This is a genomic window from Streptomyces sp. NBC_01463 (assembly GCA_036227345.1).
Classification (GTDB): Bacteria; Actinomycetota; Actinomycetes; order Streptomycetales; family Streptomycetaceae; genus Streptomyces.
The window spans coordinates 4,430,254-4,455,803 of record CP109468.1 but is presented as its reverse complement, the minus strand read 5'-3'; the positions used below and the strand labels follow the sequence as shown (position 1 = coordinate 4,455,803).

The window sequence follows — 25,550 nt, the reverse complement described above, 5'->3', positions numbered from 1 at the left end:
TCCGGCGCGTGGAACGGGGGGTCGATCAGCCCTTGAGCCGGGCCATCCACGCCTCGACCTCGTCGGCCTGCCGGGGCAGCTTGTCCGAGAGGTTCCGGTTGCCGTCCTCGGTGACGAGGATGTCGTCCTCGATCCGGACGCCGATGCCGCGGTACTCCGCGGGCACGGTCAGGTCGTCGGCCTGGAAGTAGAGGCCGGGCTCGACGGTGAGGCACACGCCGGGCTCCAGCGTTCCGTTGACGTACGACTCGGTCCGCGCGGCGGCGCAGTCGTGGACGTCCATGCCGAGCATGTGGCCGGTGCCGTGCAGGGTCCAGCGGCGCTGGAGACCCAGCTCCAGGACCTTGTCCACGGAGAGGTCGCCGAGCAGGCCCCACTCGACCAGCTTCTCGGTGAGCACGCGCTGCGCGGCGTCGTGGAAGTCGCGGAACTCCGCGCCGGGCTTCACCGCGGCGATGCCGGCCTCCTGCGCCTCGTACACCGCGTCGTAGATCTTCCGCTGCAGCGGCGTGAACGTGCCGTCGATGGGAAGGGTGCGGGTCACGTCGGCGGTGTAGAGGTCGTTGGTCTCCACACCGGCGTCGAGCAGCAGCAGTTCGCCGGAGCGCACCGCGCCGTCGTTGCGCACCCAGTGCAGGGTGGTGGCGTGCGGGCCCGCGGCGCAGATCGAGCCGTAGCCGATGTCGTTGCCCTCGATGCGGGCGCGGAGGAAGAACGTTCCCTCGATGTAGCGCTCGCTCGTCGCCTCGGCCTTGTCGAGGACCTTCACGACGTCCTCGAAGCCGCGCGCGGTGATGTCGCAGGCCTTCGCCAGCTCGGCGATCTCGAACGCGTCCTTGACCAGGCGCGCCTCGGAGAGGAAGACCCGCAGCTCCTCGTCGCGCTCCGCGGTGACCTTGTCGGTCAGCGCGGCTTCGATGCCCGCGTCGTGACCGCGGACGTTACGCACCGGACCGGTGGCCTCGGTCAGCGCGGCGGGCAGCTCGCGGACGTCCTTCGCCGGGATGCCCAGCAGGGTCCCCGCCTCGGTGAGGGAGTGGCGGCGGCCGACCCAGAGCTCGCCCTGCCCGTCGAGCCAGAACTCGCCGTTCTCACGGTCGGAGCGCGGCAGCAGGTAGACGGTCGCCTCGTGGCCCTCGCCCTTCGGCTCCAGGACGAGAACGCCGTCCTGGGTCTGGTCACCGGTCAGGTACGCGTACTCGGTGGAGGCGCGGAAGGCGTACTCGGTGTCGTTGGACCGCGTCTTGAGCCGGCCGGCCGGGATGACCAGCCGCTCGCCGGGGAAGCGCGCCGAGAGCGCGGCACGGCGGTCGGCGGTGTGGCCGGCCTGGGCGATCGGCTCCAGACCGTGCAGCTCGGTGTCGGCCCAGCCGGACTTCATGTTCGCGGCGAGCTCATCGGAGACGCCCGGGTACAGGCCGTTCTTCCGCTGCTTGACCGGCTCGGTCTCTTCGGTCTCCGGGTTCTCCGGGGTGAGCTCCTCAGACACGACTTCGACTCTCCTTGATACGACACTGGACCCTCTCCATCGTACGGGCGTACGGAAGGGGGCCCAGGGCCGGAAGGCCTCTTACCTGCGAGGGCTCCCGCACCGGCCCGTACGGGGCGGCTCAGTCGAAGCGGGCCGCCAGCAGGACCACGTCCTCGGTGTCGTCGCCCTGGTCGATCCCGCCGGGCAGCACGGTGCGCACGACATGGTCGGCGACCGATGCGGCGTCGTGGCGCAGCGCCTTCGGGACGCTCGCCGCCGCCGAGTGGAGCCGTGCGAACGCGCGGTCCATCGAGTCGCCGGCCCGGCGCAGCAGCCCGTCGGTGTACAGCAGCACGGTCTCGCCGGGCGCCGGGGCGATCTCCACGCTCGGCGCCTCCCAGCAGGCCAGCATGCCCAGCGGGGCGGAGAGGGTGGTCTCGACGAACTCGGTGCGCCGGTCGCCGACGATGAGCGGCGGGGTGTGCCCGGCACCGGCAAGGAGGATCTTGCGGCGCGCCGGTTCGCAGTAGGCGAAGAGCGCGGTCGCGGATCGGGACGGTTCGGTCAGCCGCATCAGGAGTTCGAGGTCGGAGAGGACCGCGACCGGATCCTCGCCCTCCATCACCGCGTAGGCCCGCAGACCCGCGCGCAGCCGTCCCATGGCGGCCAGGGCGCTGGGTCCGGAACCGCCCACCGAGCCGACGGCGAGACCGAGTGCCCCCTCCGGCAGGGCCAGCGCGTCGTACCAGTCGCTGCCGCTCTGCGGTGCCGCGTGATGGCGTACGGCCAGCTGGACGCCGGGGACGCGGGGCAGCCGGCTGGGCAGGAGCTCCTCGGCGATGGTGGCGACGTCGGTCCTGGCCCGTTCCAGTTCCAGCAGGCGGGCCAGGTGTTCGGCGGCGTATCCGGCGTACAGGCCGGCGAGGTGGCGCTGGCGCTCCAGCGGTTCGGCGGGTTCGTCGTAGAGCCAGACCGCGGCGCCCAGCCGTCCGGTGCGATCGGTGGTGATCGGCAGCGCGTAACTGGCGGCGTAGCCGAGGCGGGCGGCGACCTCGCGCCTGCGGGGGTCCAGGCTGGTGTCGCCGAGCAGATCGGGGGTGGTCAGCGGGCCGTCGGGGTTGGGCAGACCTTCCAGGATGCGGCCGTAGGAGGTCGCGCTGCGCGGCACCGTCTCGATCTGGCCGAGCTCCGCGTGGGCCAGCCCGAGACCGATGGTGCTGACGGGGCCGCGGAGGTCCGACGGTTCGAAGACGATCAGTCCGCGGCGGGCGCCGACCAGGGCCGCTCCGGCGTCGAGCAGTTCGTGGAGGGCGTCGTCGAGGGTGCTGGTTCTGGCCAGCCGTTCGGTGAGCTCGTGCAGCGTGGTGAGGTCGGAGACCCAGCCCGCCAGACGGTCCTGGATGAAGGCGCCGGGGGCTGCGGGCACCTCGGAGAGAGGCCCGGCAGTGTGCGCCGAAACCGGAACTGTGGGATCGATTCCAGCCACTTTCGGCAGGTGTGGGGCGCTCATGGTCGCCGGCTTTCCGACTGGTGTGTTTCGTCGAATAGCATCGCAAACCCCCATGTCATTCTGCGCCGCTATCAGTGCATCCACATGTACACGCACAAGTAAGGGGATGTCCAGCATTGTCCCCACGGGATTTGTGGTGTCCACGCGACTACTAACTTGGCCAAAAAATGCACCCCGTGGCTGCCATTTGAGGTCGACTGGGTCTGCTCGACGGGGGTTGCCCCCGGGGTGACGTCCCAGAGGGAGCGTCATTCCGGGCATGCTGGGTACGTAAATCGGTAGATGATCGGCAGATGACCAGGGGCGGTTCCGACCGCCTCCGGAACCTGGCAGCGGGCCCGGACGTCCTCACTTGTGACGGCCACGCCCCGCCCCCGAGTGGCAAGGCCGCACGACGGACGGCAGGCGCCGCACGCGCCCTGCACCTCGCCATGATCCCGACCGGAACCGGCTCGATTCGGCTCAGCACAGCTCACGCTCGGTACCGACGATTCACCCGTACCGCAGGCTCGACGAGCATGTACACAAAGTAAGCATCTACACGCGTGGTGTGACCTACACGCGGTGTGATGTGGACCCTCGGCGTTCAACGGAAAGGAACGAGCGCTCATGCGCGAGATCCTCGGAAGGCGACGCAGGCTCCGGTTCGGACGCAGGGGCGGGACCGCCCGGCTCGACGCGGCCCTGACCTGTGCCACCGCATGGCAGTGGCCCGTGCTCCCAGGGGCGGGACTCCAGGCGGCCGGCAGCCTCGGTGACCGCGGCCGCGGCTGCGCCTGCCCCGATCCCGAGTGCGCCGTGCCCGGCGCGCACCCCTTCGATCCCGGACTGCTCGCCGCGACCACCGACGCCCGGATGGTGCGCTGGTGGTGGACGAACCGGCCCACCGCGCCGGTCCTGCTGGCCACGGGCGGGCGTGCGCCGTGCGCACTGAGCCTGCCTGCCGTGGCCGGCGCCAGGGCGCTGGCCGAACTCGACCGGATGGGGCTGCGACTGGGCCCCGTGGTGGCGACCCCGACCCGGTGGTCGTTGCTGGTGGCCCCGTACACCCTTGAACGGCTCGGCGAACTGCTGCACGCCCAGGACTGGGTGCCCAGCTCCCTGCGGTTCCACGGGGAGGGCGGCTATCTCGTCCTGCCGCCGTCCGAGATCGGCACGGGGCAGGTGCGCTGGGAGCGGGCGCCGGAGCGCATCGGACGCCTGAGCCTCGGCGGGGCGTCGGTCCGTGCGGCGGCATCGCCGTGGCTGCCGGATGTGGGGGCGGTTCTGGACGCGCTGGTCGAGGCGAGCAACAGCGCCCCGGACGGCGGAAGCCGGCTCGCCTACTGAACGGCGGGCGGCGCCGCGCCTGCTCGGGGACGAGCGTCGCTACTGAACGGCGAGCGTCGTTACGGGACGGCGAGCGCCGCTACTGAACGGCGAGCGCCGCTTTGGGACGGCGAGCGTCGCTTCCGTTCTTGATCTCTGTCTGTTCTTCTCGGTCCGTTTTCATTACCGAGCGCTGTCGGATCCCTGACGTATCCCTTCCGAGTGGTCGGATCGGTGTGAGCTTTTTCGGCCATGCAAAGTCTGCCGGTGCAAAGTCGGCCGGTGGTCGGCTTTCTGATGCCCCTTCCGGAAATCGTTCGAACCGTCTTCGAAGATCTCTTCGGTGGGCTGTTCCACGGCGTATTCGGAAAGGGGCCGGCCGATGACTTCTGTCCGATACCGAACGGTCCGGCCGAGCCGCGTCACCGTTTGCCGTCGCTGTCGACAGGGGGTCCAATAGGGCTGCCCCGGTGGCGGGTTGATGTTCCATCGCCTGTGGAGCCCTGGCGGAGCCGTCGGGAGGACGCGAGGCGCGAGGGCCGGACGCGTGGGTGGCCAGGGGGGCCTGACCGGGAAGCTGTGGGGGGCCTGTGCGCGGTTCGTGCGCCGTCTGGCGCGCCGTGTGCGCCGCCCCCGGACATGAGGATGCCCGATCGCTGGCGACGGGGGATGCACCAGCGACCGGGCTTCTAGAACGGTAACAAGAGATCTGCCGTTCGCAAATTCGATCTCGCGTATTCGGACAGCGATTTACCTGCCAGTACGCCGAGTTGTGACGGGAGTCACCGTTCGGGCCGGGTGACGGTCACTGTCAGCTGAGGGTCACCTGGCGGTTGGTGAGCCCGCCGCGCGCCCGTCGCTCCTCGGCGGTGAGCGGCGCGTCCGACGCGAGCGCCGTCGCGAGCTGCTCCGCGAACGCGGCGGCGGGCTTCTCGCACTCCTCGGCGCCCATCGCGCTCGGCAGGTCCCAGACGGGGACCATCAGGCCGTGGGCACGGAAGGAGCCGACCAGCCGGGTCCCCTCGCCGAGGGAGGAGGCGCCGGCGGCGTGCAGCCGGGCGAGCGCGTCGAGGAGCTGCTCCTCGGGGTGCGGCATGACCCAGCGCAGATGGTTCTTCTCCGGGGTCTCGCACCAGTAGGCGGCGTCCACCCCGGACAGCAGGACGGTCGGGATCGCCGCGTCGTTGGCCCGCTCCAGGGACGCGGACACCTCGGCCGTGGCGTTCTCCGCGTCCGGCACCCAGAACTCGAATCCGGGGTGCACGACGGGCGAGAACGCGGCGTCGGCGTCCAGCACGTCCTGCAGCCGCGGACCGTCGGCCGGAACACGCCGGGCGGCGACGGGCGAGCCGGGCTCGGTCTCCAGCGCGCGCTGGAGGGTGTCGGCGAGGTCGCGGCTCAGGTCGCCGGAGGAGGTGTCGTTCTGCAGGGCGAGCAGGACCGAACCGTCGTCGCGGCGCAGCGCGGGCCACGCCATCGGCAGGACGGTCGCGAGCGTCACCGACGGCACACCGTCGGGCAGGCCGCCCTTCAGCGTCAGTTCGACCGTGGCGGCGGGGACCAGCTCGCGCAGCGCGACCCAGTCGCATTCGCCGGCCAGGCCCTCGAAGGGGCGCTGGACGAGCTCGGTCACGGCCTGGGCGGCGGCACGGCCGTGACAGGCCTTGTAGCGGCGGCCCGAACCGCACGGGCAGGGCTCGCGAGCCCCGACCACCGGGATCTCGCCGTCCTTGAGCTGCTGCTTCCCGGCCTTGGTCTGAGGGCGCTTCTTCGCCATGGTGGGCTTTCTCCCGATTGCGACAGTGCGGTCTGGGCCGCGAGCCTAGCCGCCCGCGCACCGTCCGGTGGCACGGCTGCCCCGAGATCCGCGCCCGCCGATGTCCGATGATCGGCACGCGCGATGCCGACCGGGTTCCACGCCGGTGGGACCGTCCCGGGAGGCGGCGTGGGCCGGCGCCCCGGTCAGCCCGCGTCGTCGAAGGCGTCGGCGAAATCCAGCCCGTCGAGGCCCGCGCCGGTCACCGCGGAGCCGGTGCCCGCGGGTGCCGTCCCGGCCGGTGTCCGGCCGTTGGGCCGTGCGCCCGGCCGTTCCTCCGGGTGCCCGTGACCCTCGTTGACCAGCACCCAGACGGTGACCTCGCCCGAGGAGTCGTCACGCACGCCCCACGCCTCGGCGAGGGCGCTGATGATGTTGAGCCCCCGGCCACCGCGTGCGGTCACCGAAGGAGTGGCCGGAACCGGCCGGGTCGGGCCGCCACCGTCGGTCACCTCGACGGTCAGACCGCCCGTTCTGTCGACGCGCCAGGCGGCGCGCACGTCCCCGTCCCCCACATCGGTGTGCCGGCCCAGTGGCCTGCCGTGCCGGCAGGCGTTGCTGAGCAGTTCGGAAAGGATCAATACAGCATCGTCGACGACCGAATCCGACACCCCGTAGCTGCGCAACTGCTCACGCATCCGGTGCCGTGCCTGACCCACGCCCGCAGGGCCATGGGGTACGGCCATGCTCGACGACGTGGGCACTTCCTGTGCCACCACCAACGCCACCCCCGAGACCTCCTTTGCCCCACGCCACGGAGTGGATGCCCCCCTGACGTGGACCGGAAACCGGCCAATGGCCTGCCAGTGACGCACTCGTAACGATCGAGCACACGCCGAATGCGCCGGTGTACTCCGTGTAACTGATGTTAAGAGCGTCCCAGTTGTGACAGAACCTGTTTTGGGCGATTCGTGATGATTGCCTCGACGCCGAGCCGGATGCAGAGCTCGACATCCTCCGGTTCGTTCACCGTCCAGACGTGCGCCTGCCGTCCGGCGCGGTGCAGGCGTTCGATGTATCCCGGGTGGCTGCGTACGATCCGCATCCCCGGACCGGCGATGCGGGCCCCGGCCGGCAGCCGCCCGTCGCGCAGCCGCGGGGAGACGAACTGCATCAGGTACACGGTGGGCAGGCCGGGTGCGGCGGCCTGGATGCGGTGCAGGGAGCGGGCCGAGAAGCTCATGATGCGGACCGGCGAGGCCTCGTCGGCGGGCGGCGCGTCGAGCTCGAAGCGCTTCAGCAGGTGCAGCAGCCGCTCCTCGACCTGGCCCGCCCAGCGTGTGGGGTGCTTGGTCTCGATGGCCAGCTGGAGCGGCCGGCCGGCGGCTCTCGTCTCGACGAGGAGTTCGAGGAGGCGCTCCAGGGTGAGTACGGAGGTGAGCTCGCCCGGCACCGGGTCCCAGTCCGGGGACTCCGACTCCTCGCGGTCCTTCCACGACCCGAAGTCGAGTGCGGCGAGCTCGTTGAGCTCCAGGGCGGAGACCGCGCCGCGGCCGTTGGACGTGCGGTTCACCCGGCGGTCGTGTACGCATACGAGATGACCGTCGGCCGTGAGCCGTACGTCGCACTCCAGGGCGTCGGCGCCGTCCTCGATCGCCTTCCGGTACGCGGCCAGGGTGTGCTCGGGGGCGTCGTCGGACGCGCCCCGGTGTGCGATGACCTGGATGGGATGCTGCTTGGGGCGCTGCTGCCGTGCTTGGGTCACCCGCGCCATGGTGTCACCGGGAGACCATGGGTGAGCGCACCTGATGAAGTCGGACCGTTTTGTCCGATGTAAAGGCCCGTGCGCAGATGCACAGGTCCTGTTTACAGTGGCCTGACGTGCTGTGGGAAAAGCTGACTCCAGACACGTACACAGCGGATCTCTTGCCGAATGATGATGTGGAACCGAGGAGTAAAGAGCTGTGAGCACAGAGAACGAGGGCAACGAGGGCAACGCGGCCGAGGCCGCCCCGTCCGTTCCGTCCGCACCTCCAGTGCCGGCCGACGCTCCCCAGGGGCCCCCGGAGAGCGCGCCCGCCGCCCCGCCGCATCCGGATGCGACGGCGACGCAGCAGCAGCCGCACTCCCCCGCACCGGACCCGGCGACCGCTCCGATGAACCCGGTCCCGGCGGCCGCGCCGCAGTACGCGCCGCCCGCACCGCAGGCCGCGGCCGACGCCGGCTGGCCCCCGCCGCCGCCCGCCGTCCCGGCGTACGCCCACCATGCGCAGGGCGGCGGCCCCGTGTGGGGCGCACCCGGCCAGGTGCACGCGCCCGACGCGCCGCGCAAGCGGGGCGCGGGCGGACTGGTGGCCGCGGTGGTCGTCGCGGCGCTCGTCGCGGGCGGAGTCGGCGGCGCCCTCGGCTTCTGGGCCGCGGACAGCAACAACAGCTCGGACTCCTCCGGTTCGACCACGGTCTCGGCGTCGGGCAACCCGCAGGACCTCAAGCGCGACCCGGGGACGGTCGCGGGCGTCGCGGCCAAGGCGCTGCCCAGCGTCGTCACGATCGACGCGCAGGGCGGTGACGGCGAGGGCGGCACCGGCACCGGCTTCGTGTACGACAAGGAAGGCCACATCCTCACGAACAACCACGTGGTGGCCTCCGCGGCGGACAGCGGTCAGCTCACGGCGACGTTCTCCAACGGCAAGAAGTACGACGCCGAGGTGGTCGGCCGGGCCCAGGGCTACGACGTGGCCGTCCTGAAGCTGAAGAACCCGCCGCAGGGGCTCACCCCGCTGCCGCTGGGCAATTCGGACCAGGTGGCGGTCGGCGACTCGACGATCGCGATCGGCGCCCCGTTCGGCCTCTCCAACACGGTCACCACGGGCATCATCAGCGCCAAGAACCGCCCGGTGGCCTCCGGTGACGGCTCCGGCGGCAGCAACTCGTACATGAGCGCGCTGCAGACGGACGCCTCGATCAACCCGGGCAACTCCGGCGGCCCGCTGCTGAGCGCCGGCGGCGCGGTCATCGGCATCAACTCGGCGATCCAGTCGACCGGAAGCAGCGGCCAGAGCCAGGCCGGCTCCATCGGCCTCGGCTTCGCCATCCCGGTCAACCAGGCGAAGAACGTCGCACAGCAGCTGATCAAGACGGGCCAGCCGGTCTACCCGGTCATCGGTGCCACGGTGACGATGGACGAGAAGACCGGCGGCGCGGTCATCTCGGACCAGGGCGCGGGCGGCACGGAGGCGGTCTCGAAGGACGGCCCCGCGGCCCGGGCCGGTCTCAAGGCGGGCGACGTCATCACGAAGTTCAACGACACCGTCGTCGACAGCGGCCCGACCCTGATCGGCGAGATCTGGACCCACAAGCCGGGCGACAAGGTCACGCTGACGTACAAGCGCGACGGCAAGACGGCGACGGCGGAAGTCACCCTGGGCGAGCGCAAGGGCGACAGCTGACCGGCTAGGCTGTCCTCGCGCCGATCCGGTCCTCGTTGACCGCCGGCGCGGGGTGGGTTGCCCGAGCGGCCTAAGGGAACGGTCTTGAAAACCGTCGTGGCGCGAGTCACCGTGGGTTCAAATCCCACACCCACCGCAGAGAGACGGCCCCTGACCGGGTGAATCGGTCGGGGGCCGTTCGCGTGCCCGCCCGCGGTGAGGGCGCTGAGGGCATCCGGGCGCCCGGACTTCGCCGGTCGCCACTACCGGGCTGCCGGGCTACCGGTCCGCCGGTCCGCCGTCAGGCGGGAGGCTCGCAGCGGGTCGCGGTGAGGCGGGCCGCGGAGGCGATCGTGGCGCGGGCCTCGTGTTCGGGGAGGCCGGTGCGGACGGCGGCCCGGGTGAGGGCGTCCGCGAGGGCGTCGCCGAAGCCGTGTTCGTAGGCGCGGCAGGCCGCCCAGAAGAGCCGGGTGTTGCGCTGGCCCTCGTCCGCAGCGAGGACGAACTGGATCAGGCCGCCGCCCTGGTCGGTGTGGTCCGCGTGCCGGCGGGGGCGGGCCGGGGGAGTCAGGAGGTGGAGGAGGGCGCTCGGGCAGGGTGCGGGCGGGAGGGGGCCGGTTCCGGGAACGAGGCGGTAGGTGCCGTGGGCGGTGACCGAGCCCGGGCCGACCAGGTAGCCGCCGGTGCCGCGGATGTCGATGCCGGGGGCCAGGCGGCCGGCCGAGTTCGGCACGGCCACGTCGGGCGGGCCGGACAGCCAGATGTGGCGGCCGCCGCTGGGGGTGAGCACCGTGACGGTCGGCGGGATGGTGAACAGGTGCTGCAGGGCCAGCTGTTGCAGGGACGCCACGGAGTCGTTCCGGCCGGTCGCGTCGATGTCGAGGTCCAGGCCGATGAGGTGGTGCGGGGCGCGCCCGCAGGCGATGCCGTAGCCGGTGGCCCAGGGGGCGGCGGCGAAGAGGGCGCGTACGGCGACGGGGTCGGTGGTCGCGTCGTGGACACCGTGGCCGGGCAGGCCGCAGGCTCCCCGGCAGCTGACCGGACGGGTCTCGTGGCGGTGCGGGGAGCGCAGAGCGGGGAGCTTGGTGGCGGACAGCGGGATGACGGGGAGCCCGTGCTCCGCGGCGGAGAGCGCGTGGGCCAGGGCCAGGGTGGCGGTTCGCCGGTCAGTGGTGGCCATGGATCCATGTTCGTACTAATGTTCGAATAAGGGAAGGGGGGGCGGAGGGAGGTCGTCGGAGTGGCATGACGGAACGCTTCTTCTCCGGTGGGACAAGGGTTCTTCCGGCGTGCCGGGCTGACCTGCGAGTTCGATGGGTGTGGGGGTTTATCTTCGCTTCCTCATGCTTGCGGGGGAATCGGAGTGCATGGGTGGTTCGTCGGTGAGGTGCTGGGCAACTCTGATCTCGCGACGTCGTGACCATCACCCGGTCGGTCGGCCAACTGGCCCGGGATCAGCCTTACTTTCGGTTCCTGGAGGAATAGACATGGCAAGCATCCGTACCGCTCGTGCCCTCGCCGTTGTTGCCGCCCTGCCTCTCGCCGCCGTTCTCCTCAGCGGTGTGGCCCAGGCCGACAACGGCTCGTTCGCGAACGACGGATCGAACGCGGGAGTGGCCACGATCAGCGGCAGCGGGGTCGGTGGGAACAACCTCGGCAACTCGTCCACCTCGCAGCAGCAGGCCGTCGGTTCCGGGGCGTCGAACCAGAGCAACTCCGCCCAGGTGAACGGTTCCGCGTTCACCGCGATCGACCAGTCCAACCACAACCTGGCGGTGAACTTCACCAATCTCTGGTGAGCCGGTGACTGCCACGATCCGGTCGGGGGGTCGGGTCGCGGTGGGGGGAACGACGGCCTGTGCGGCGCCACTTCGGTGGCGCCGCACAGGCCGTTCGGCGTTTGGTGGATGGGTGGGCGGGCGGAACGGACGGACGGGCGAGCGTGCGGGCGGTCGTGCGCGAGCGGTTCGGTGTTGTCGGCGGTCGCGTGCCGGACGCTCGGCGCGGGGTGCGGTGGCGGGCAGGGGGGTAGCCGGGAATCGGGGCGGGTCCGGACGTCCGGTGCCTTGACAGCCGAACGGAATCTGACGGACAGTCAGAAACCCTGATCCTCGTGCCCGTTCCCGGGAGGCAGTCGCCGTGCATCTGGCCCCGACCGAGCGCCAGCGGGAGCTGCGCGCCGAACTCCGCGCCTACTTCCGCGACGTGATGCCCGACAGAAGCGGGCCCGCCGGCTCCACGCCCCAGGACCTGGACGCGCAGCGCCGGCTGCTGCGCCGTATCGGGTCCGACGGGATGCTCGGTCTGGGCTGGCCCGTCGAGTACGGGGGGCAGGGCCGGGGCGCGGACGAACAGTTCGTGTTCTTCGACGAGGCCTACCGGGCCGGCGCTCCGGTCTCCATGGTCACCCTCAACACGGTCGGCCCGACCCTGATGAAGTACGGGACCCAGGAGCAGAAGGAGTACTTCCTCCCGCGCATCCTCGCCGGCGAGATCGTCTTCGCCATCGGCTACAGCGAACCCGAGGCCGGGACCGACCTCGCCGCGCTGCGCACCAGGGCCGTCCACGAGGGCGACTCCTGGGTCATCGACGGTCAGAAGATCTTCACCAGCAACGCCCAGAACGCGGACTGGATCTGGCTCGCCTGCCGCACGGACCCGGATGTGCCCAAGCACCGGGGCATCTCGATCGTGCTCGTGCCGACGGACGCGCCCGGTTTCTCCTGGACACCCATCGAAACCGTGGGCGGGCTGACCACGACCGCCACGTACTACGACGGGGTACGGGTGCCCGGCACCGCGCTGGTCGGCGCGGAGAACGGTGGCTGGGGGCTGATCACCAACCAGCTCAACCACGAGCGGGTGGCGCTCGCGGCGATCGGCATGCAGGCCGAGGACTTCTTCGACGCGGCGCTCGCCTTCGCGCGCACCCCCGACCCGGTGACCGGGCGGCGGCCAGCCGACGAGCCGTGGGTGCGCTCCCGGCTGGCCGAGGCGCACGCCCGGCTGGCCGCGACGCGGTTGCTCAACTGGCGGCTGGTGGGGGACGTGGGCGCGGGGGCGCTGGCCCCCGGCGACGCGAGCGGCGTGAAGTTCACGGGAACCGAATCCGCCGTGGAGGTGTATCGAATGTGCCAGGAAGTCACGGGCGACGCCGGAACGGTGCGGGGCGGTTCGCCCGGTTCCTTCGGGGACGGGGAGCTGGAGCGGATGAACAGGGCGGCGCAGATCAACACCTTCGGGGGCGGGGTGAGCGAGGTGCAGCGGGAGATCGTCGCGACGATGCGGCTCGGCATGAAGAGGGGGAAGCGGTGACGGACGGGCAGGGCGTTCGGGACGAGCTGTACGAGCGGCTCAGGTCGTACGAGGGCCGGGCGGCCGCCACCGCGGGCGTGGGCAAGGACCTGGTCAACGAGCCGATGATCAGGCACTGGTGCGAGGCGATGGGCGACACGAACGAGGCGTACGCGGGGCCGGGCGCGATCGCGCCGCCCACGATGCTCCAGGCCTGGACGATGGCCGGCCTGTCGGGGTACGCGGACCGGAGCGGGGCCTACGACGAACTGCTGGGCCTCCTCGACGGGGCGGGCTGCACCTCCGTGGTGGCGACCGACTGCGAGCAGGAGTACCTGCGTCCGCTGCGGCCCGGCGACCGGATCACGTTCGACGCGGTGATCGAGTCGGTGTCGGAGCGCAAGACGACGAAGCTGGGGACGGGCTACTTCGTCACCACCCGGATGGACATCCGGGCGCAGGACGAGCCGGCCGGGACGCACCGCTTCCGGATCCTCAAGTACCGCCCGGCGAAACCCAAGGAGACGACGAAGCCGAAAGAGGCGGCGAAGCCCGGGGCGAAGGAGGCGGTGCGCGGCACGGACCGGGCTCTGCGGGCGAGGCCGGTGATCAACCGGGACAACGCCGGCTTCTGGGAGGGCGTCGCCGCCCGCCGGCTGCTGATCCAGCGCTGCGGGGCGTGCACCGCCCTGCGCTTCCCCTGGCTGCCCGGGTGCAACGCCTGCGGGTCGTCCGAGTGGGACACGGTCGAGGCGTCCGGCGAGGGCACCGTCTTCAGTTACGTCGTGATGCACCACCCCTCCTTCCCCGCCTACGGCGAGTCCGGCGAGGGCGGACCGTACGCGGTGGCACTGATCGAACTCGCGGAAGGCGTCCGGATGGTCAGCAACGTGCTCGGGGTGCCGTGCGACAAGGTGCGGGTCGGCATGCCGGTGCGGCTGGAGTTCCTGCGTACGGACGCCGAGTCGGTGCTGCCGGTCTTCCGGGGGAGTGAGGGCTGACATGGATTTCACACCGAGTGAGGAACAGGCCGAGGCACGCGGGCTCGCCGCCCGGATCTTCGGGGACCTGTCGACGCACGACCGTCTCGTCGCGGCAGGCAGCGGCACGGACGCCGCACTCTGGAAGGAGCTCTGCGAGGCCGGACTGCCCGGCGCCGTCGAGGAGATCGGACTCCTCGGACTGGTGCTCCTGCTGGAGGAGCAGGGCCGGACGACCGCGCAGGTGCCGTTCGCGGCGAGCTGTGTGTACGGCCTCCTCGCCGTCGCAGGGCACGGGACGGACGAGCAGCGCGGCCGGCTGCTGCCGCCGCTGCGGGACGGTACGGCGGTGGCGGCGGGGGCGTTCCCGGACCGCGGCTCCGTGCGCGCGGAGCCGGGCGGGCGGCTGAGCGGCAGCGTGCCGGTGGTGCCGTGGCTGCGGGACGCCACCCACGTCCTGGTCGCGGCCGCGGACCGGACGCTGTGGATCGTACGGACCGCGGATCCCGGTGTGCTGACCGAGCCCGTCGAGACCACGGCCCCGTGGTCGGCCGGCCGGCTCGTGCTGGACGGCGCTCCCGCGGAGCGGCTCGGGGGGCCGGGGGCGTACGAGGAGATGCTCGCCACCGCCCGGACGGCGTTCGCCGGAGTGCAGGCGGGCGTGTGCGCGGGCTCGCTGGCCCGCGCGGTCGAACACACCGGCACACGAGAGCAGTTCGGGCGCCCCCTCTCGACCAACCAGGCGGTCCTGCTGCGGGCCGCCGACGCGTACATGGACACCGAGGCGATACGGGTCACGGCGTACGAGGCGGCATGGCGGCACGACGAGGGGCTGCCGTACGGGGCGCAGGCACTGACCGCCGCGTGGTGGGCGTCCGAGGCCGGCAGACGGGTCGTCCACGCGGGACAGCATCTGCACGGCGGCACGGGTGCCGACCTGGACCACCCCGTGCACCGCCACTTCCTGTGGGGGCGCCAGCTCGACGCCCATCTCGGCAGCGGCGGCGAAGTGCTCCAGGAACTGGGCGGACTGCTCGTGAAGGAGGGACCGGAGTGAAGGCCGGTGAGGAACTGGCACCGCTGGAGATCGCGGTGACCCGCACGCTGATCGTGGCCGGAGCCGTCGCCTCCCGCGACTACCAGGACGTGCACCATGACGCGGAACTGGCGCGGGAGAAGGGGTCCCCGGACATCTTCATGAACATCCTGACGACCAACGGCCTGGTCGGGCGGTACGTCACCGATCACTTCGGGCCCGCCGCGGTGCTCAGACGCGTCGCCATCCGGCTCGGGGCGCCCAACTATCCGGGCGACACGATGGTGTTGAGCGGCACGGTCGTCTCGGTGGACGACGACGGGACGGCCGAGGTGGCGGTCGTCGGCGACAACGGGATCGGACGGCATGTCACGGGCACGGTGACCATCAGCGTTCCGGAGGGATCCGCATGAGCGTGCGCAGGGCCGATTCGCTCGGCGGGAAGGCGGCGGTGGCCGGGATCGGGGCCACCGAGTTCTCCAAGGAGTCCGGGCGCAGCGAACTCAAACTGGCCGTCGAGGCGGTGCACGCGGCGCTCGACGACGCGGGGCTCGTCCCCGCCGACGTGGACGGACTGGTCACCTTCACGATGGACACCAGCCCCGAGATCACCGTCGCCCAGGCGGCCGGCATCGGCGAGCTGTCGTTCTTCTCCCGCATCCACTACGGCGGCGGCGCGGCCTGCGCCACGGTGCAACAGGCAGCGCTCGCCGTCGCCTGCGGCGTGGCCGACGTGGTCGTCTGCTATCGCGCGTTCAACGAGCGCTCGGGCCGCCGCTTCGGCTCCGGGGTGCAGCAGCGGGAACCCACGGCCGAAGGGGCCGCGCTCGGCTGGAACCTGCCGTTCGGGCTGCTCACCCCCGCCTCCTGGGTGGCGATGGCGGCCCAGCGGTATCTGCACGCGTACGGGCTGACGCCGGAGGCCTTCGGCCACGTCGCGGTGACGGACCGCCGCCATGCCGCGCGCAACCCGGCGGCGTACTTCTACGGGAAGCCGATCACCCTGGCCGACCATGCCGCCTCGCGGTGGATCGTCGAACCGCTGCGGCTGCTCGACTGCTGCCAGGAGACCGACGGCGGGCAGGCGATCGTCGTCACCAGCGCGGAACGGGCCAGGGACCTGCGGCAGCCGCCCGCGGTGATCGTCGGGGCGGCGCAGGGCGCCGGGCGGGCGCAGGAGCAGATGACGAGCTTCTACCGCGACGGGCTGACCGGGCTGCCGGAGATGGGCGTCGTCGCCCGCCAGCTGTGGCGCAACGCGGGGCTCGGTCCCGCCGACATCGACGTGGCGATCCTGTACGACCACTTCACCCCGTTCGTACTGATGCAGCTGGAGGAGTTCGGCTTCTGCGGACCGGGGGAGGCCGCGGATCTCGTGGCCGCCGACGCGCTGCCCCTGAACACGCACGGGGGGCAGCTCGGGGAGGCGTATCTGCACGGGATGAACGGCATAGCCGAGGCGGTCCGGCAGATCCGGGGGACCTCGGTCAACCAGGTGCCGGGAGCCGCCACCTCCCTGGTCACGGCCGGTACGGGGGTGCCGACCTCGGGACTCCTGCTGGGCCGGGCCCAGTAGCGGTCCGGTCATGGCACGGCGAAGTGGCCGGGGCGTGGTGCCGGGCCGTCCCGCGGTGGAGAGTCCGGCCGTCCCGCGGCGAGGGCGTCGGCCAGTCCCGTACCGGATGGGTCCGCGCCGCTTCCGTGAGCCGGCCGGCGGTCTCGGGGACGACCCTGAGTACGGGAGGACGGCCCCTCCACCTACAGGAGGTGGACGCGGCGCCGGCCCTACTCCCTGAGGCGGACCCCGTTTCGGGACCTGGGGGCGATCCCCTCGGCGGCGCCCGCTCCTAGCGTGGAGATATGACCACGCCAGTCTGCACGGGCGCCTCCAGGGGAGCCGCTGCCACCACCGGGGACGCACAGCGCAGCCCGCGCGCGCCGCACACCGGCCACCCGCCGCGCGCCCCGCACGCATCGCCCGCCGCGCATCCGCCCCACGCGTCGCTCGCTCCCTACGCCGTGCCCCGCGCCCCGGCCCTCCCGCGCACCCCGGCCACCGCGAGAACGCCGTACGGCGCGCGGGCGCCCTACGTGCCGTACCCGTCGTTCACGTCGTTCGTGAAGGCCCGCGGTCCGGTGCTGCTGCGGGCCGCCCGCTCGCTCACCGCGAACCCGAGCGATGCCGAGGACCTGCTGCAGACGGCGCTGACCAAGACGTATGTCGCCTGGGAGCGGATCGAGGACCACCGGGCGCTCGACGGCTATGTCCGCCGGGCCCTGCTGAACACCCGGACCTCGCAGTGGCGCAAGCGCAAGGTCGACGAGTTCGCCTGCGACGAACTGCCCGAGCAGGAGGCGGTGCCCGGCCCCGACCCGGCCGAGCAGCAGTCGCTGCACGACGCGATGTGGCGCGCCGTGCTGAAGCTTCCGGACCGCCAGCGGGCCATGGTCGTCCTGCGCTACTACGAGGACCTCAGCGAGGCGCAGACCGCCGAGGTGCTCGGGGTGTCCATCGGCACGGTCAAGAGCGCGGTGTCCCGGGCGCTCGGCAAGCTGCGGCAGGACCCGGAGCTGTCACCCGTCCGGTGACCTGCCCGGGCCGCTTCGGCCTGCCGTCCGGCGAGGTGTCCGGGCTGTCCCGCGACGCCCCGGCCGGGACGGATGTTCCGGACGACACCGATTCGTACGCCCGGAAGTAGTGACATACCGCTCGGTATGTGCGCAGAATCAGCGGAACCTTACTGCCGCGTAGCGCCCACCGGGAGGACGCCGTGCTCAGCACCATGCAGGACGTACCGCTGACTGTCACCCGCATCCTGACCCATGGGATGACGATCCACGGGAAGTCGCAGGTCACGACCTGGACCGGAGAGCCCGAGCCGCACCGGCGCAGCTTCGCCGAGATCGGCCGGCGGGCCACCCAGCTCGCCCACGCCCTGCACGACGAGCTCGGCATCGACGGGGACCAGAGGGTCGCGACCCTCATGTGGAACAACTCGGAACACGTGGAGGCGTACCTCGCCATCCCGTCGATGGGCGCCGTCCTCCACACCCTCAACCTCCGGCTCCCCGCCGAGCAGCTGGTCTGGATCGTCGGGCACGCGGACGACAAGGCCGTCATCGTCAACGGCTCCCTGCTGCCGCTCCTCGCCCCGCTGCTCCCCCGGCTGACGTCGCTCGAACACGTCGTCGTGGCGGGCCCCGGTGACCGTTCCGTCCTGGACGGCGCCCCGGTGCGGGTGCACGACTACGAGGAGCTGATCGCCGGCCGGCCCACCAGCTACGACTGGCCCGAGCTGGACGAACGCCAGGCCGCCGCCATGTGCTACACCTCCGGCACCACCGGGGACCCGAAGGGCGTCGTCTACTCCCACCGCTCGATCTACCTGCACTCCATGCAGGTCAACATGTCCGAGTCGATGGGCCTCACCGACAAGGACACCACCCTGGTGGTCGTCCCCCAGTTCCACGTCAACGCCTGGGGGCTGCCGCACGCGACGTTCATGTCCGGCGTCAACATGCTGATGCCGGACCGCTTCCTGCAGCCCGCCCCGCTCGCCGACATGATCGAACGCGAGCGGCCGACCCACGCCGCCGCCGTCCCCACCATCTGGCAGGGACTGCTGGCCGAGGTCACCGCCAACCCGCGCGACCTCACCTCGATGGCCAACGTCACCATCGGCGGCGCCGCCTGTCCGCCCTCCCTCATGGAGGCGTACGACAGGCTCGGTGTCCGCCTCTGTCACGCCTGGGGCATGACGGAGACCTCGCCGCTCGGCACGATGGCCAACCCGCCCGCCGGGCTGACCGAGGAGCAGGAGTGGCCCTACCGCATCACCCAGGGCCGCTTCCCGGCCGGCGTCGAGGCGCGCCTGGTCGGCCCCGGCGGCGAACACCTCCCGTGGGACGGCGAGTCCGCCGGTGAGCTGGAGGTGCGCGGCGCCTGGATCGCCGGTTCGTACTACGGCGGCGCGGACGGCGAGGCGCTGCGTCCCGAGGACAAGTTCAGCGAGGACGGCTGGCTGAAGACCGGCGACGTCGGCGTGATCAGCGGCGAGGGCTTCCTCACCCTCACCGACCGGGCCAAGGACGTCATCAAGTCCGGTGGCGAGTGGATCTCCAGCGTCGAGCTGGAGAACGCCCTGATGGCGCACCCCGATGTCGCCGAGGCCGCCGTCGTGGCCGTCCCGGACGACAAGTGGGGCGAGCGCCCGCTCGCGACCGTCGTCCTGAAGGAGGGCGCCACCGCCGACTACGAGGCGCTGCAGACGTTCCTCGCCGACGCGGGCATCGCCAAGTGGCAGCTGCCGGAGCGCTGGTCGGTCATCGCGTCCGTGCCGAAGACGAGCGTCGGCAAGTTCGACAAGAAGGTCATCCGCAAGCAGTACGCGGCGGGCGAGCTGGACATCACCCGGCTCTGAGCCGTCCGAGCCGGGGCCGCTGACACGACGAGGGCGGTACGGGAGGTTCCCGTACCGCCCTCGCCGTGTGCGGAAGCAGCGCCTCCGGCGGTCAGTTCGTGCCGATCTTCGCGAGCAGGTCGACGATGCGGGACTGCACCTCGTCGCTGGTCGAGCGCTCCGCCAGGAAGAGCACGGTCTCGCCCGAGCTCAGCTTCGGCAGCTCGGAGGGGTTCATCTCGGCCGAGGTGTAGACGACCAGGGGGGTGCGGTTCAGCTGGCCGTTGGCGCGCAGCCAGTCCACGATCCCGGCCCGGCGGCGGCGTACCTGCATCAGGTCCATCACCACCAGGTTCGGCCGCATCCGGGTCGCGAGCGAGACGGCCTCGCTGTCCGTCGCGGCGCAGGCGACCTGCATGCCGCGGCGCTCCAGCGTCTGCGTCAGCGCGAGCGCGATGTCGCCGTTCTCCTCGATGAGCAGGACGCGGGGCGGATGCTGTTCGCTGTCGCGCGGGGCGAGCGCCTTCAGGAGTACGGCCGGGTCGGCGCCGTACGCCGCCTCTCGCGAGGCCTGCCCCAGACCGGCCGTCACCAGCACCGGCACCTCGGCCGCCACCGCCGCCTGGCGCAGCGACTGGAGCGCCTTGCGGGTGATGGGACCGGTCAGCGGGTCCACGAACAGCGCGGCGGGGAACGCCGCGATCTGCGCGTCGACCTCCTCGCGCGAGTGCACGATCACCGGCCGGTAGCCGCGGTCGCTCAGTGCCTGCTGGGTGGAGACGTCGGGCGCCGGCCAGACCAGGAGCCGGCGCGGGTTGTCCAGCGGCTCCGGGGGCAGTTCGTCGTCGACGGGCTGCGGGGAGGGCCGGTTGGCGACCTCGACCGCGCCGCCGGGCCCGTCCAGCGGCTCAGGCCCCTCGGCGGCTCCCTCGTCGGGCGCCCCTATCGCGTACGCGCGTCCTTCGGCGGCCGGAGCGGCGAGCAGTTGCCCGGAACCCTGGCCCTGCACGGTGCCGCCCGCACCGCCCATGCCTCCTGTGCCGCCGGGGCCGCTCTGCGCGGCGGGCGGCTGCGACGGTGTGGCGGTGGGTGCCGCGGGCCCCGCCGGCGGCAGGGCGGCGCGCTCGTTGCGGTCGCCCTCGGGCGGGGCGGCGAGCTTGCGGCGCCGGCCGGCGCCACCGCCGCCGAGCGTCTGGTTCTGCTGATGGGCGATGTGCTGGGAGAACGGCACGCCCTGCCCCAGCGTCCGCACGCTGAACGCGCGCCCCTGCGTCGAGTCGGACGAGCCGCCGGGCATGGGCGCCTCGGCGGGCAGCGGCTGCCGCCGCGCGTCCGGGCCGGGCGAGAGCGTCCGCGGACGGGTCCCGTCATGGGCGTCCGGGCCGGCGGGAACCGCGGGACCCTCCGGGCCTTCGGAATCGGCGCCACGGGCGTTGCCGGCCGGGGTCGTCCCGGTCGTGTGCGTGGTCCGGCCGGACCCGGGCAGCTCCGGATCGCCGCCGGGTCCGTCGGGCGTGCCCGGTGCGGCGGCAGGGCCCTGGCCCGACGCGTCGTCCGTGCTCCAGCCACCGGGCTGCGCGGGCGGGGACGGAAGGTCGGACGGGCTGCCGGGGCCGTTCGGGTCCCTCGGGTCGTACGGACCGGGCTGCCCCGGTGATCCGAACGGCGCGCCCGGCCCGTCCTGCTGGGGCGCGTCGGCGTGCCGCGCACGGCGCCGTCCGGTCGGGACGGGGTGCGCCTGCGGCGGGGTGTGGTCGTCGCCCGGCGCACCGGACACCGCGTCGTGGCGCCCGGGCAGCGAGGCGTCCGCCTCACCGGCGGTGGGCGGCACCCGGTCGGCGTCGGCGGGCGGGAGCGCGAAGGGGACGCGCGGGCCCGCCTCGGCCTGGGCGGCGCGGTCCTGGGCGGCCGACAGGGCGCGGCGCGCCCGCCGCCCGGTCGGCTGCTGCGCCGGAGCGGGCGCCTGGGGCGCTCCCGCGTCGGCCGGTGACGTTCCATGGGGCCGGGGGGCGTCGTGGAGGTCGGTGTAGGCCGCGGGGGCCGTGGACTGCACGGCGTTCACGGCGGCGGGAAGAGCCAGTTGGCTCTCGCCGCCCCGGTGCGCCCGGTGCCCGCCGGCGGGCACCGGCCGCTGGGCCTCGGCCGGAACGCCCTGCGGCGGCACGGTCTGCCCGCGCTGCGGCCGGCCCCCGGCACCCTGAGCACCCTCGGCGGCCGTCACGACGGACCCCTCCGAAGGAGAGGGCCCCGGGGAGGCGGGCAGCGCGAGGGCCTGGCCCGGCCCCTGCTGCCCGGCACCGTCCCGGTCACCGCTCTCCGCGGGACTGGGCCGCCCGCGCCTGCGCCCGGAACCCTCGCTGGGCCGGGCCGGCACGAGCGCGTGCGGATGTCCGGCCCCGGGCGCTGCGGCATCGGCGGAGCCCGGAAGGGCCCCGGCCTCCGGAACAGCCCCGTGGCCGGGCCCGCTCCCGGCCTCCCGGCGCGCACGCCGTCGCCCGGTCGGCTCGGCCGGCTCGGTTCCGGGACCGGCGGCACCGGGTTCGCCGACGCCGTCGGAACCGTCCACCGGGCTGTCCAGGAAGGCATCCGTGGAGGCCCTGCGCGCCCGGCGCCGCCCCCGGCCGCCCTCGGGAAGCGCGACCTCACCGGACGCCCCGGAATCGGACACCCCGGTATCGAACGCCCCCGGCCCGGACACCCCGGCCCCGGGCACCGTGGCCCCGGGCACGCCGGGATCGCCGTGGACCTCAGGGGGCACAGGCCCCAGGGCCTGCTGCTCGGGAGCCATCGGCGGCATGACGGTCCCCGCGCCCGCGCCGAGCGGGACCTCGAGGACGTACGCGCTGCCGCTCATCCCGGCCATCTCGTGCGTCTGGAGCACACCGCCGTGCGCCCGCACGATCCCGCGCACGATCGGCACGTGCACCGGGTCTCCCCCGGCGAAAGGCCCGCGCACCTCGATGCGGACCACATCACCGCGCTGGGCCGCCGCGACGACGACGGTCGAGTCGACGTAGCCGCCGCCCGGCACCAGCCGGGCCTTGCCGGTCGAGTCGACTCCGGCGACGTCCGCGACCAGGTGCGCGAGCGCGGTCACCAGCCGTCCCGCGTCGACCTCGGCCTCGATCGGCGGGGCATGCACGGCGAACTGGGCACGGCCGGGGCCGATCAGTTCGACCGCCGCGTCGATGCCGGCGGTCACCACGCCGTCGAGCAGCACGTTCGTCTTGACGAGCGCCTCGGAGCCGCCGTCCAGCCGCTGGTAGCTCAGCACGTTGTCGACGAGCGTCGTCATCCGCGCGTAGCCCGCCGCCAGGTGGTGCAGGATCTGGTTGGCCTCGGGCCACAGCTGCCCGGCCGGGTCGGCGGCCAGTGTGGACAGCTCGCCGCGCAGCTCCTGGAGCGGTCCGCGCAGCGACTCGCCGAGCACGGCGGTCAGCTGGGAGTGCCGGGCGGACAGGTCCGCGAGCCGCTCGGCCTGCTCCTCCAGCTCGGAGGCGTACCGCTCGGTGCGGTCGGCCAGCTCGGCGGCGTGCTGTTCCGTCAGCCCGGTGACCTCGGCGGTGTGCCGTTCGGTCAGTTCCGTGACCTCCGCGGTGTGGCGGTCGGTCAGCTCGGTGACCTCGGTCCTGCGCTGCTCGTCGAGCTCCTCGTACGGCCTGCGGTCGGTGAACGTCATGACCGCGCCGACCAACTGGTCGCCGTCGCGCACGGGGGCCGTGGTCAGGTCGACGGGCACCTGCGCACCGCTCTTGGACCACAGGACCTGCCCGCGCACCCGGTGCTTGCGCCCCGACTTGAGGGTGTCGGCCAGCGGCGACTCCTCGTACGGGAACGGCTCGCCCTCGGCACGTGAGTGCAGGATCAGCGGATGGAGCTCCTGGCCGCCCAGGTCGCTGGCGCGGAAGCCCAGGATCTGCGCGGCGGCCGGGTTCACGAGGACGACCCGGCCGTCGGTGTCCGTGCCGACGACGCCCTCGGAGGCGGCCCGCAGGATCATCTCGGTCTGGCGCTGCGACCGGGCCAGCTCGGCCTCGGTGTCGACGGTGCCCGACAGATCGCGCACGACCAGCATGAGCAGCTCGTCACCCGTGTAGCTGCCGCTGTACGAGCTCTGGACGTCGTTGTACGCCGCCTGCCCGTCCTCCAGGCTGGCGCTCGTCACCTCGACGGGGTACTCGTTGCCGTCGGTCCGCCGCGCGATCATCCGCGTGGGCTTGGTCCGGCCCCGCTCGTCCGCAGCCTCCGGCCTCCGCATCGACCCCGGGATCAGCTTGGAGTCGAACTCCGGCAGCAGATCGAGCAGTCCGCGACCCACGAGCGCGGTGCCCGGAGTCTCGAACATTTCGAGGGCGATGGTGTTGGCGTTGACGACCGTACCGTTGCAGTTGACGAGCAGGAGCCCGTCCGGAAGGGCGTCGAGTATGGCTGCGAGGCGAGCAGCGCCTCGGGATGGCCTGCTGCTCACGACGACGCTTCCTCCCTGATTACTGCACCTTGCCGACAGCGGGCCCCATCTTGCCCCTCGGGCCTCAGGCTGTCACTGGAGGAGTCTAAAGGCAGGGGAGGGGCAAGGGGCGGCGGATGAGGGGGAGCTCTCACCAAGGTTCTGTGCATACGGTGTACGACTCTGGCCCATTACGTGCCCCGCTACCCGCCCCGAATGCCGTGCAGCCGCAGCTCACCGCACGTTCGGGAGCACCGGCCGCAGGCTGTTCCAGCGCCCGATCTCGCACCCGTTGGTCCGGTCGAACGCGGAGTCGATGCTTCGCCCCTGCCACGTTCCGGTGATCCGGGCGGTGGCCGGTCCGCCGAACTGCTGCGTGCACATCGCGGCCCGGGACACCGGTGCGAACGGGTCCGCGCTCTCGCCCGGCAGCTGCGCCAGCCGGTCGCAGGCCTGCTGCGCCACCGGGTGGCTGCCGCCGGCCGGCTCACAGTCCAGCTCGTACGTGCCGTCGGCCGCCGGGTCCCCCGAGCCGGAGACGACGACGGTGAGGTGGGTGCCCTCGTCGTCGCTCTGCAGCACGGGCAGCGGCACCGGCAGCGGAAGGGGACCGGCCACGGCCGTCGCCGCGGGCGCGGCGGCGGACAGTGCGGCCAGCGACACGAGGGCGGTGAGGGCGAGACGACGCATCATGCGGGCTCCTGTGGTCGTACGTGCCGCCGGACCGGGCCGGCGGCGCGGGTAACGAAGGGCGGACGCCCCACCCCGACTAACGCTCCGCACGCCACGGCGTTGCGCAACCGCAGGCGCTTTGCTCTCGCGGCCGACTGCCTAGTACCGTAGGCATCGATTGGTGACGCAACGCTCAGCTGTGTCATCATCTGCACGCACCACCGCGCATGCGCGGGTGTGCTGGAGGCGTCGCCTAGTCCGGTCTATGGCGCCGCACTGCTAATGCGGTTTGGGTCTTAAAGCCCATCGAGGGTTCAAATCCCTCCGCCTCCGCTTGATCACCGAAGCCCCGGGCCAACGGCCCGGGGCTTCGGTCGTTCCCGGGTCCGAGCGGCATCCACCGGGAGGGTCTCGAACCGGTGATCTCGCAGCTCAGCAGGGGTGCGGCTAATGGATTTCGCGTCACGGCGCAGGTCATGTAATGTTGTTCTCGCAACGCCGACGGGGCAGAGAAAAGCCCGGAACGCACAAGCACTCGTAGCTTAACGGATAGAGCATCTGACTACGGATCAGAAGGTTGCAGGTTCGAATCCTGCCGAGTGCACAGCAGGCCAGAGGCCCCCAGGAGAAATCCTGGGGGCCTCTCGCGTTGCCCGTACAGCAGCGAAGTACGCCTTCTCAGCCCAGCTGCTCGGCCAGGCCGACGATGATGCCCTCCGGCCCGCGGAGGTAGCAGAGCAGGTAGCTGTCCTCGAACCGGGCGATCTCGCCGACGAGTTCCGCGCCGTGCGGGCGCAGGCGGGCGACGGTGTCCTCGATGTCGTCGACGGCGAACATGACGCGGTGCGTGCCCAGGATGTTGTGCGGCCGGTTGCGCGGTTCGTCGCTGGTCGCCTCGGGGCTCCGGTACCTCGCCAGTTCGAGCCGGCTGTGACCGTCCGGGGTCCGGATCATCGCGATGTCGCAGCGGACACCGTCGAGTCCGGTGCACTGGTCGGCGAAGAGGCCCTCGACCGTCCCCCTGCCCTCCAGCTCCAGACCGAGCTCCACGAAGAACGCGATGGCCGCGTCCAAGTCCTCGACGACGATGCCGACGTTGTCCATCCGCTGAATCGCCATGGTGGCTTCTCCTTCGTTCCGTGTGGCCGGTGGCGGCCCCTGATGCTCCTGGGACGGAGCCGGTGGCACGTTCTCGACATCCCCGGATCGCCCGACTCCGAATAGTCCGGGTCGTTTCCCGGGCGGGAT

General features: G+C 72.3%; 19 protein-coding genes and 3 tRNA genes. 13 read left to right on the top strand and 9 right to left on the bottom strand.

Features of this window, described 5'->3' with window-relative positions; translation table 11 throughout:
• Positions 1 to 25: 25 nt before the first annotated feature.
• On the bottom strand, positions 26 to 1,489 hold the full coding sequence (locus OG521_19655) for an aminopeptidase P family protein (protein ID WUW22884.1): 1,464 nt from the start codon (positions 1,487 to 1,489) through the stop codon (positions 26 to 28).
• Positions 1,490 to 1,610: 121 nt separating this feature from the next.
• On the bottom strand, positions 1,611 to 3,098 hold the full coding sequence (locus tag OG521_19650) for a serine/threonine-protein phosphatase (protein ID WUW22883.1): 1,488 nt from the start codon (positions 3,096 to 3,098) through the stop codon (positions 1,611 to 1,613).
• Positions 3,099 to 3,590: 492 nt separating this feature from the next.
• On the opposite strand from OG521_19650, the gene OG521_19645 reads away from it, so the two are divergent.
• The gene (locus tag OG521_19645) at positions 3,591 to 4,310 is read left to right on the top strand and encodes a bifunctional DNA primase/polymerase (protein WUW22882.1); all 720 of its coding nucleotides are present in this window, start codon (positions 3,591 to 3,593) and stop codon (positions 4,308 to 4,310) included.
• A gap of 790 nt (positions 4,311 to 5,100) precedes the next feature.
• On the opposite strand, the gene OG521_19640 is transcribed toward OG521_19645, so the two are convergent.
• The 3 genes from OG521_19640 to OG521_19630 all read right to left on the bottom strand — a co-directional run bounded on the left by OG521_19640 (position 5,101) and on the right by OG521_19630 (position 7,819).
• On the bottom strand, positions 5,101 to 6,066 hold the full coding sequence (locus OG521_19640; protein ID WUW22881.1) for an SEC-C domain-containing protein: 966 nt from the start codon (positions 6,064 to 6,066) through the stop codon (positions 5,101 to 5,103).
• Between the two features lie 185 nt (positions 6,067 to 6,251).
• Positions 6,252 to 6,920: an ATP-binding protein gene (locus tag OG521_19635; GenBank protein ID WUW22880.1), complete on the bottom strand. Its 669-nt coding sequence runs from the start codon at positions 6,918 to 6,920 to the stop codon at positions 6,252 to 6,254.
• A 53-nt stretch (positions 6,921 to 6,973) separates the two neighbouring features.
• Entirely contained in the window at positions 6,974 to 7,819 is an 846-nt protein-coding gene (locus OG521_19630) for a glycerophosphodiester phosphodiesterase (protein ID WUW22879.1), read from the bottom strand.
• 190 nt (positions 7,820 to 8,009) lie between these two features.
• On the opposite strand from OG521_19630, the gene OG521_19625 reads away from it, so the two are divergent.
• The gene (locus OG521_19625; GenBank protein WUW22878.1) at positions 8,010 to 9,494 is read left to right on the top strand and encodes a trypsin-like peptidase domain-containing protein; all 1,485 of its coding nucleotides are present in this window, start codon (positions 8,010 to 8,012) and stop codon (positions 9,492 to 9,494) included.
• 51 nt (positions 9,495 to 9,545) lie between these two features.
• Positions 9,546 to 9,630 (top strand) — tRNA-Ser (locus OG521_19620).
• Between the two features lie 144 nt (positions 9,631 to 9,774).
• Here the strand turns inward: OG521_19620 and OG521_19615 are convergent.
• Positions 9,775 to 10,653, bottom strand: coding sequence for a bifunctional DNA primase/polymerase (locus tag OG521_19615; GenBank protein ID WUW22877.1), 879 nt, complete (start codon positions 10,651 to 10,653; stop codon positions 9,775 to 9,777).
• 307 nt (positions 10,654 to 10,960) lie between these two features.
• Between OG521_19615 and OG521_19610 the strand changes: the two genes are divergently transcribed.
• The 8 genes from OG521_19610 (at position 10,961) to OG521_19575 (ending at position 19,204) form a co-directional block, all read left to right on the top strand.
• On the top strand, positions 10,961 to 11,272 hold the full coding sequence (locus OG521_19610) for a hypothetical protein (GenBank protein WUW22876.1): 312 nt from the start codon (positions 10,961 to 10,963) through the stop codon (positions 11,270 to 11,272).
• Between the two features lie 340 nt (positions 11,273 to 11,612).
• Entirely contained in the window at positions 11,613 to 12,788 is a 1,176-nt protein-coding gene (locus OG521_19605; protein ID WUW22875.1) for an acyl-CoA dehydrogenase family protein, read from the top strand.
• Positions 12,785 to 13,768 (top strand): OB-fold domain-containing protein, encoded by a 984-nt coding sequence (locus OG521_19600; protein ID WUW22874.1) that lies wholly within the window; start codon positions 12,785 to 12,787, stop codon positions 13,766 to 13,768. The genes OG521_19605 and OG521_19600 overlap by 4 nt, the downstream gene beginning before the upstream one ends.
• Before the next feature lies 1 nt (position 13,769).
• Complete coding sequence (locus OG521_19595) at positions 13,770 to 14,804, top strand: acyl-CoA/acyl-ACP dehydrogenase (protein WUW22873.1); 1,035 nt, start codon at positions 13,770 to 13,772, stop codon at positions 14,802 to 14,804.
• Positions 14,801 to 15,196, top strand: coding sequence for a MaoC family dehydratase (locus tag OG521_19590; GenBank protein WUW22872.1), 396 nt, complete (start codon positions 14,801 to 14,803; stop codon positions 15,194 to 15,196). The genes OG521_19595 and OG521_19590 overlap by 4 nt, the downstream gene beginning before the upstream one ends.
• Positions 15,193 to 16,359, top strand: a complete 1,167-nt coding sequence (locus OG521_19585; GenBank protein ID WUW22871.1) for a lipid-transfer protein — start codon at positions 15,193 to 15,195, stop codon at positions 16,357 to 16,359. Before OG521_19590 ends, OG521_19585 begins: the two co-directional genes overlap by 4 nt.
• Before the next feature lie 515 nt (positions 16,360 to 16,874).
• Positions 16,875 to 17,372 (top strand): SigE family RNA polymerase sigma factor, encoded by a 498-nt coding sequence (locus OG521_19580; protein ID WUW26732.1) that lies wholly within the window; start codon positions 16,875 to 16,877, stop codon positions 17,370 to 17,372.
• 182 nt (positions 17,373 to 17,554) lie between these two features.
• Positions 17,555 to 19,204, top strand: a complete 1,650-nt coding sequence (locus OG521_19575; GenBank protein ID WUW22870.1) for a long-chain fatty acid--CoA ligase — start codon at positions 17,555 to 17,557, stop codon at positions 19,202 to 19,204.
• Positions 19,205 to 19,295: 91 nt separating this feature from the next.
• Here OG521_19575 and OG521_19570 read toward each other — a convergent pair whose 3' ends face one another.
• Both OG521_19570 and OG521_19565 read right to left on the bottom strand, forming a co-directional pair.
• Positions 19,296 to 23,651, bottom strand: coding sequence for a PAS domain-containing protein (locus tag OG521_19570; GenBank protein ID WUW22869.1), 4,356 nt, complete (start codon positions 23,649 to 23,651; stop codon positions 19,296 to 19,298).
• A gap of 213 nt (positions 23,652 to 23,864) precedes the next feature.
• Positions 23,865 to 24,323: a subtilase-type protease inhibitor gene (locus OG521_19565; protein ID WUW22868.1), complete on the bottom strand. Its 459-nt coding sequence runs from the start codon at positions 24,321 to 24,323 to the stop codon at positions 23,865 to 23,867.
• A gap of 221 nt (positions 24,324 to 24,544) precedes the next feature.
• On the opposite strand from OG521_19565, the gene OG521_19560 reads away from it, so the two are divergent.
• A tRNA-Ser gene (locus OG521_19560) sits at positions 24,545 to 24,635 on the top strand.
• A gap of 198 nt (positions 24,636 to 24,833) precedes the next feature.
• Positions 24,834 to 24,906: transfer RNA gene (locus OG521_19555), tRNA-Arg, on the top strand.
• Between the two features lie 74 nt (positions 24,907 to 24,980).
• On the opposite strand, the gene OG521_19550 is transcribed toward OG521_19555, so the two are convergent.
• Positions 24,981 to 25,421: a VOC family protein gene (locus OG521_19550; protein WUW22867.1), complete on the bottom strand. Its 441-nt coding sequence runs from the start codon at positions 25,419 to 25,421 to the stop codon at positions 24,981 to 24,983.
• Positions 25,422 to 25,550: the final 129 nt, after the last annotated feature.

Excerpts from the sequence above, each read along its gene's own strand:
- OG521_19615 (WUW22877.1), bottom strand. The coding sequence starts at position 10,653 with ATGGCCACCACTGACCGGCGAACCGCCACCCTGGCCCTGGCCCACGCG.
- OG521_19650 (WUW22883.1), bottom strand. The coding sequence starts at position 3,098 with ATGCTGGACATCCCCTTACTTGTGCGTGTACATGTGGATGCACTGATA.
- OG521_19630 (WUW22879.1), bottom strand. The coding sequence starts at position 7,819 with ATGGCGCGGGTGACCCAAGCACGGCAGCAGCGCCCCAAGCAGCATCCC.
- OG521_19565 (WUW22868.1), bottom strand. The coding sequence starts at position 24,323 with ATGATGCGTCGTCTCGCCCTCACCGCCCTCGTGTCGCTGGCCGCACTG.
- OG521_19645 (WUW22882.1), top strand. The coding sequence starts at position 3,591 with ATGCGCGAGATCCTCGGAAGGCGACGCAGGCTCCGGTTCGGACGCAGG.
- OG521_19550 (WUW22867.1), bottom strand. The coding sequence starts at position 25,421 with ATGGCGATTCAGCGGATGGACAACGTCGGCATCGTCGTCGAGGACTTG.
- OG521_19610 (WUW22876.1), top strand. The coding sequence starts at position 10,961 with ATGGCAAGCATCCGTACCGCTCGTGCCCTCGCCGTTGTTGCCGCCCTG.
- OG521_19595 (WUW22873.1), top strand. The coding sequence starts at position 13,770 with ATGGATTTCACACCGAGTGAGGAACAGGCCGAGGCACGCGGGCTCGCC.
- OG521_19585 (WUW22871.1), top strand. The coding sequence starts at position 15,193 with ATGAGCGTGCGCAGGGCCGATTCGCTCGGCGGGAAGGCGGCGGTGGCC.
- OG521_19640 (WUW22881.1), bottom strand. The coding sequence starts at position 6,066 with ATGGCGAAGAAGCGCCCTCAGACCAAGGCCGGGAAGCAGCAGCTCAAG.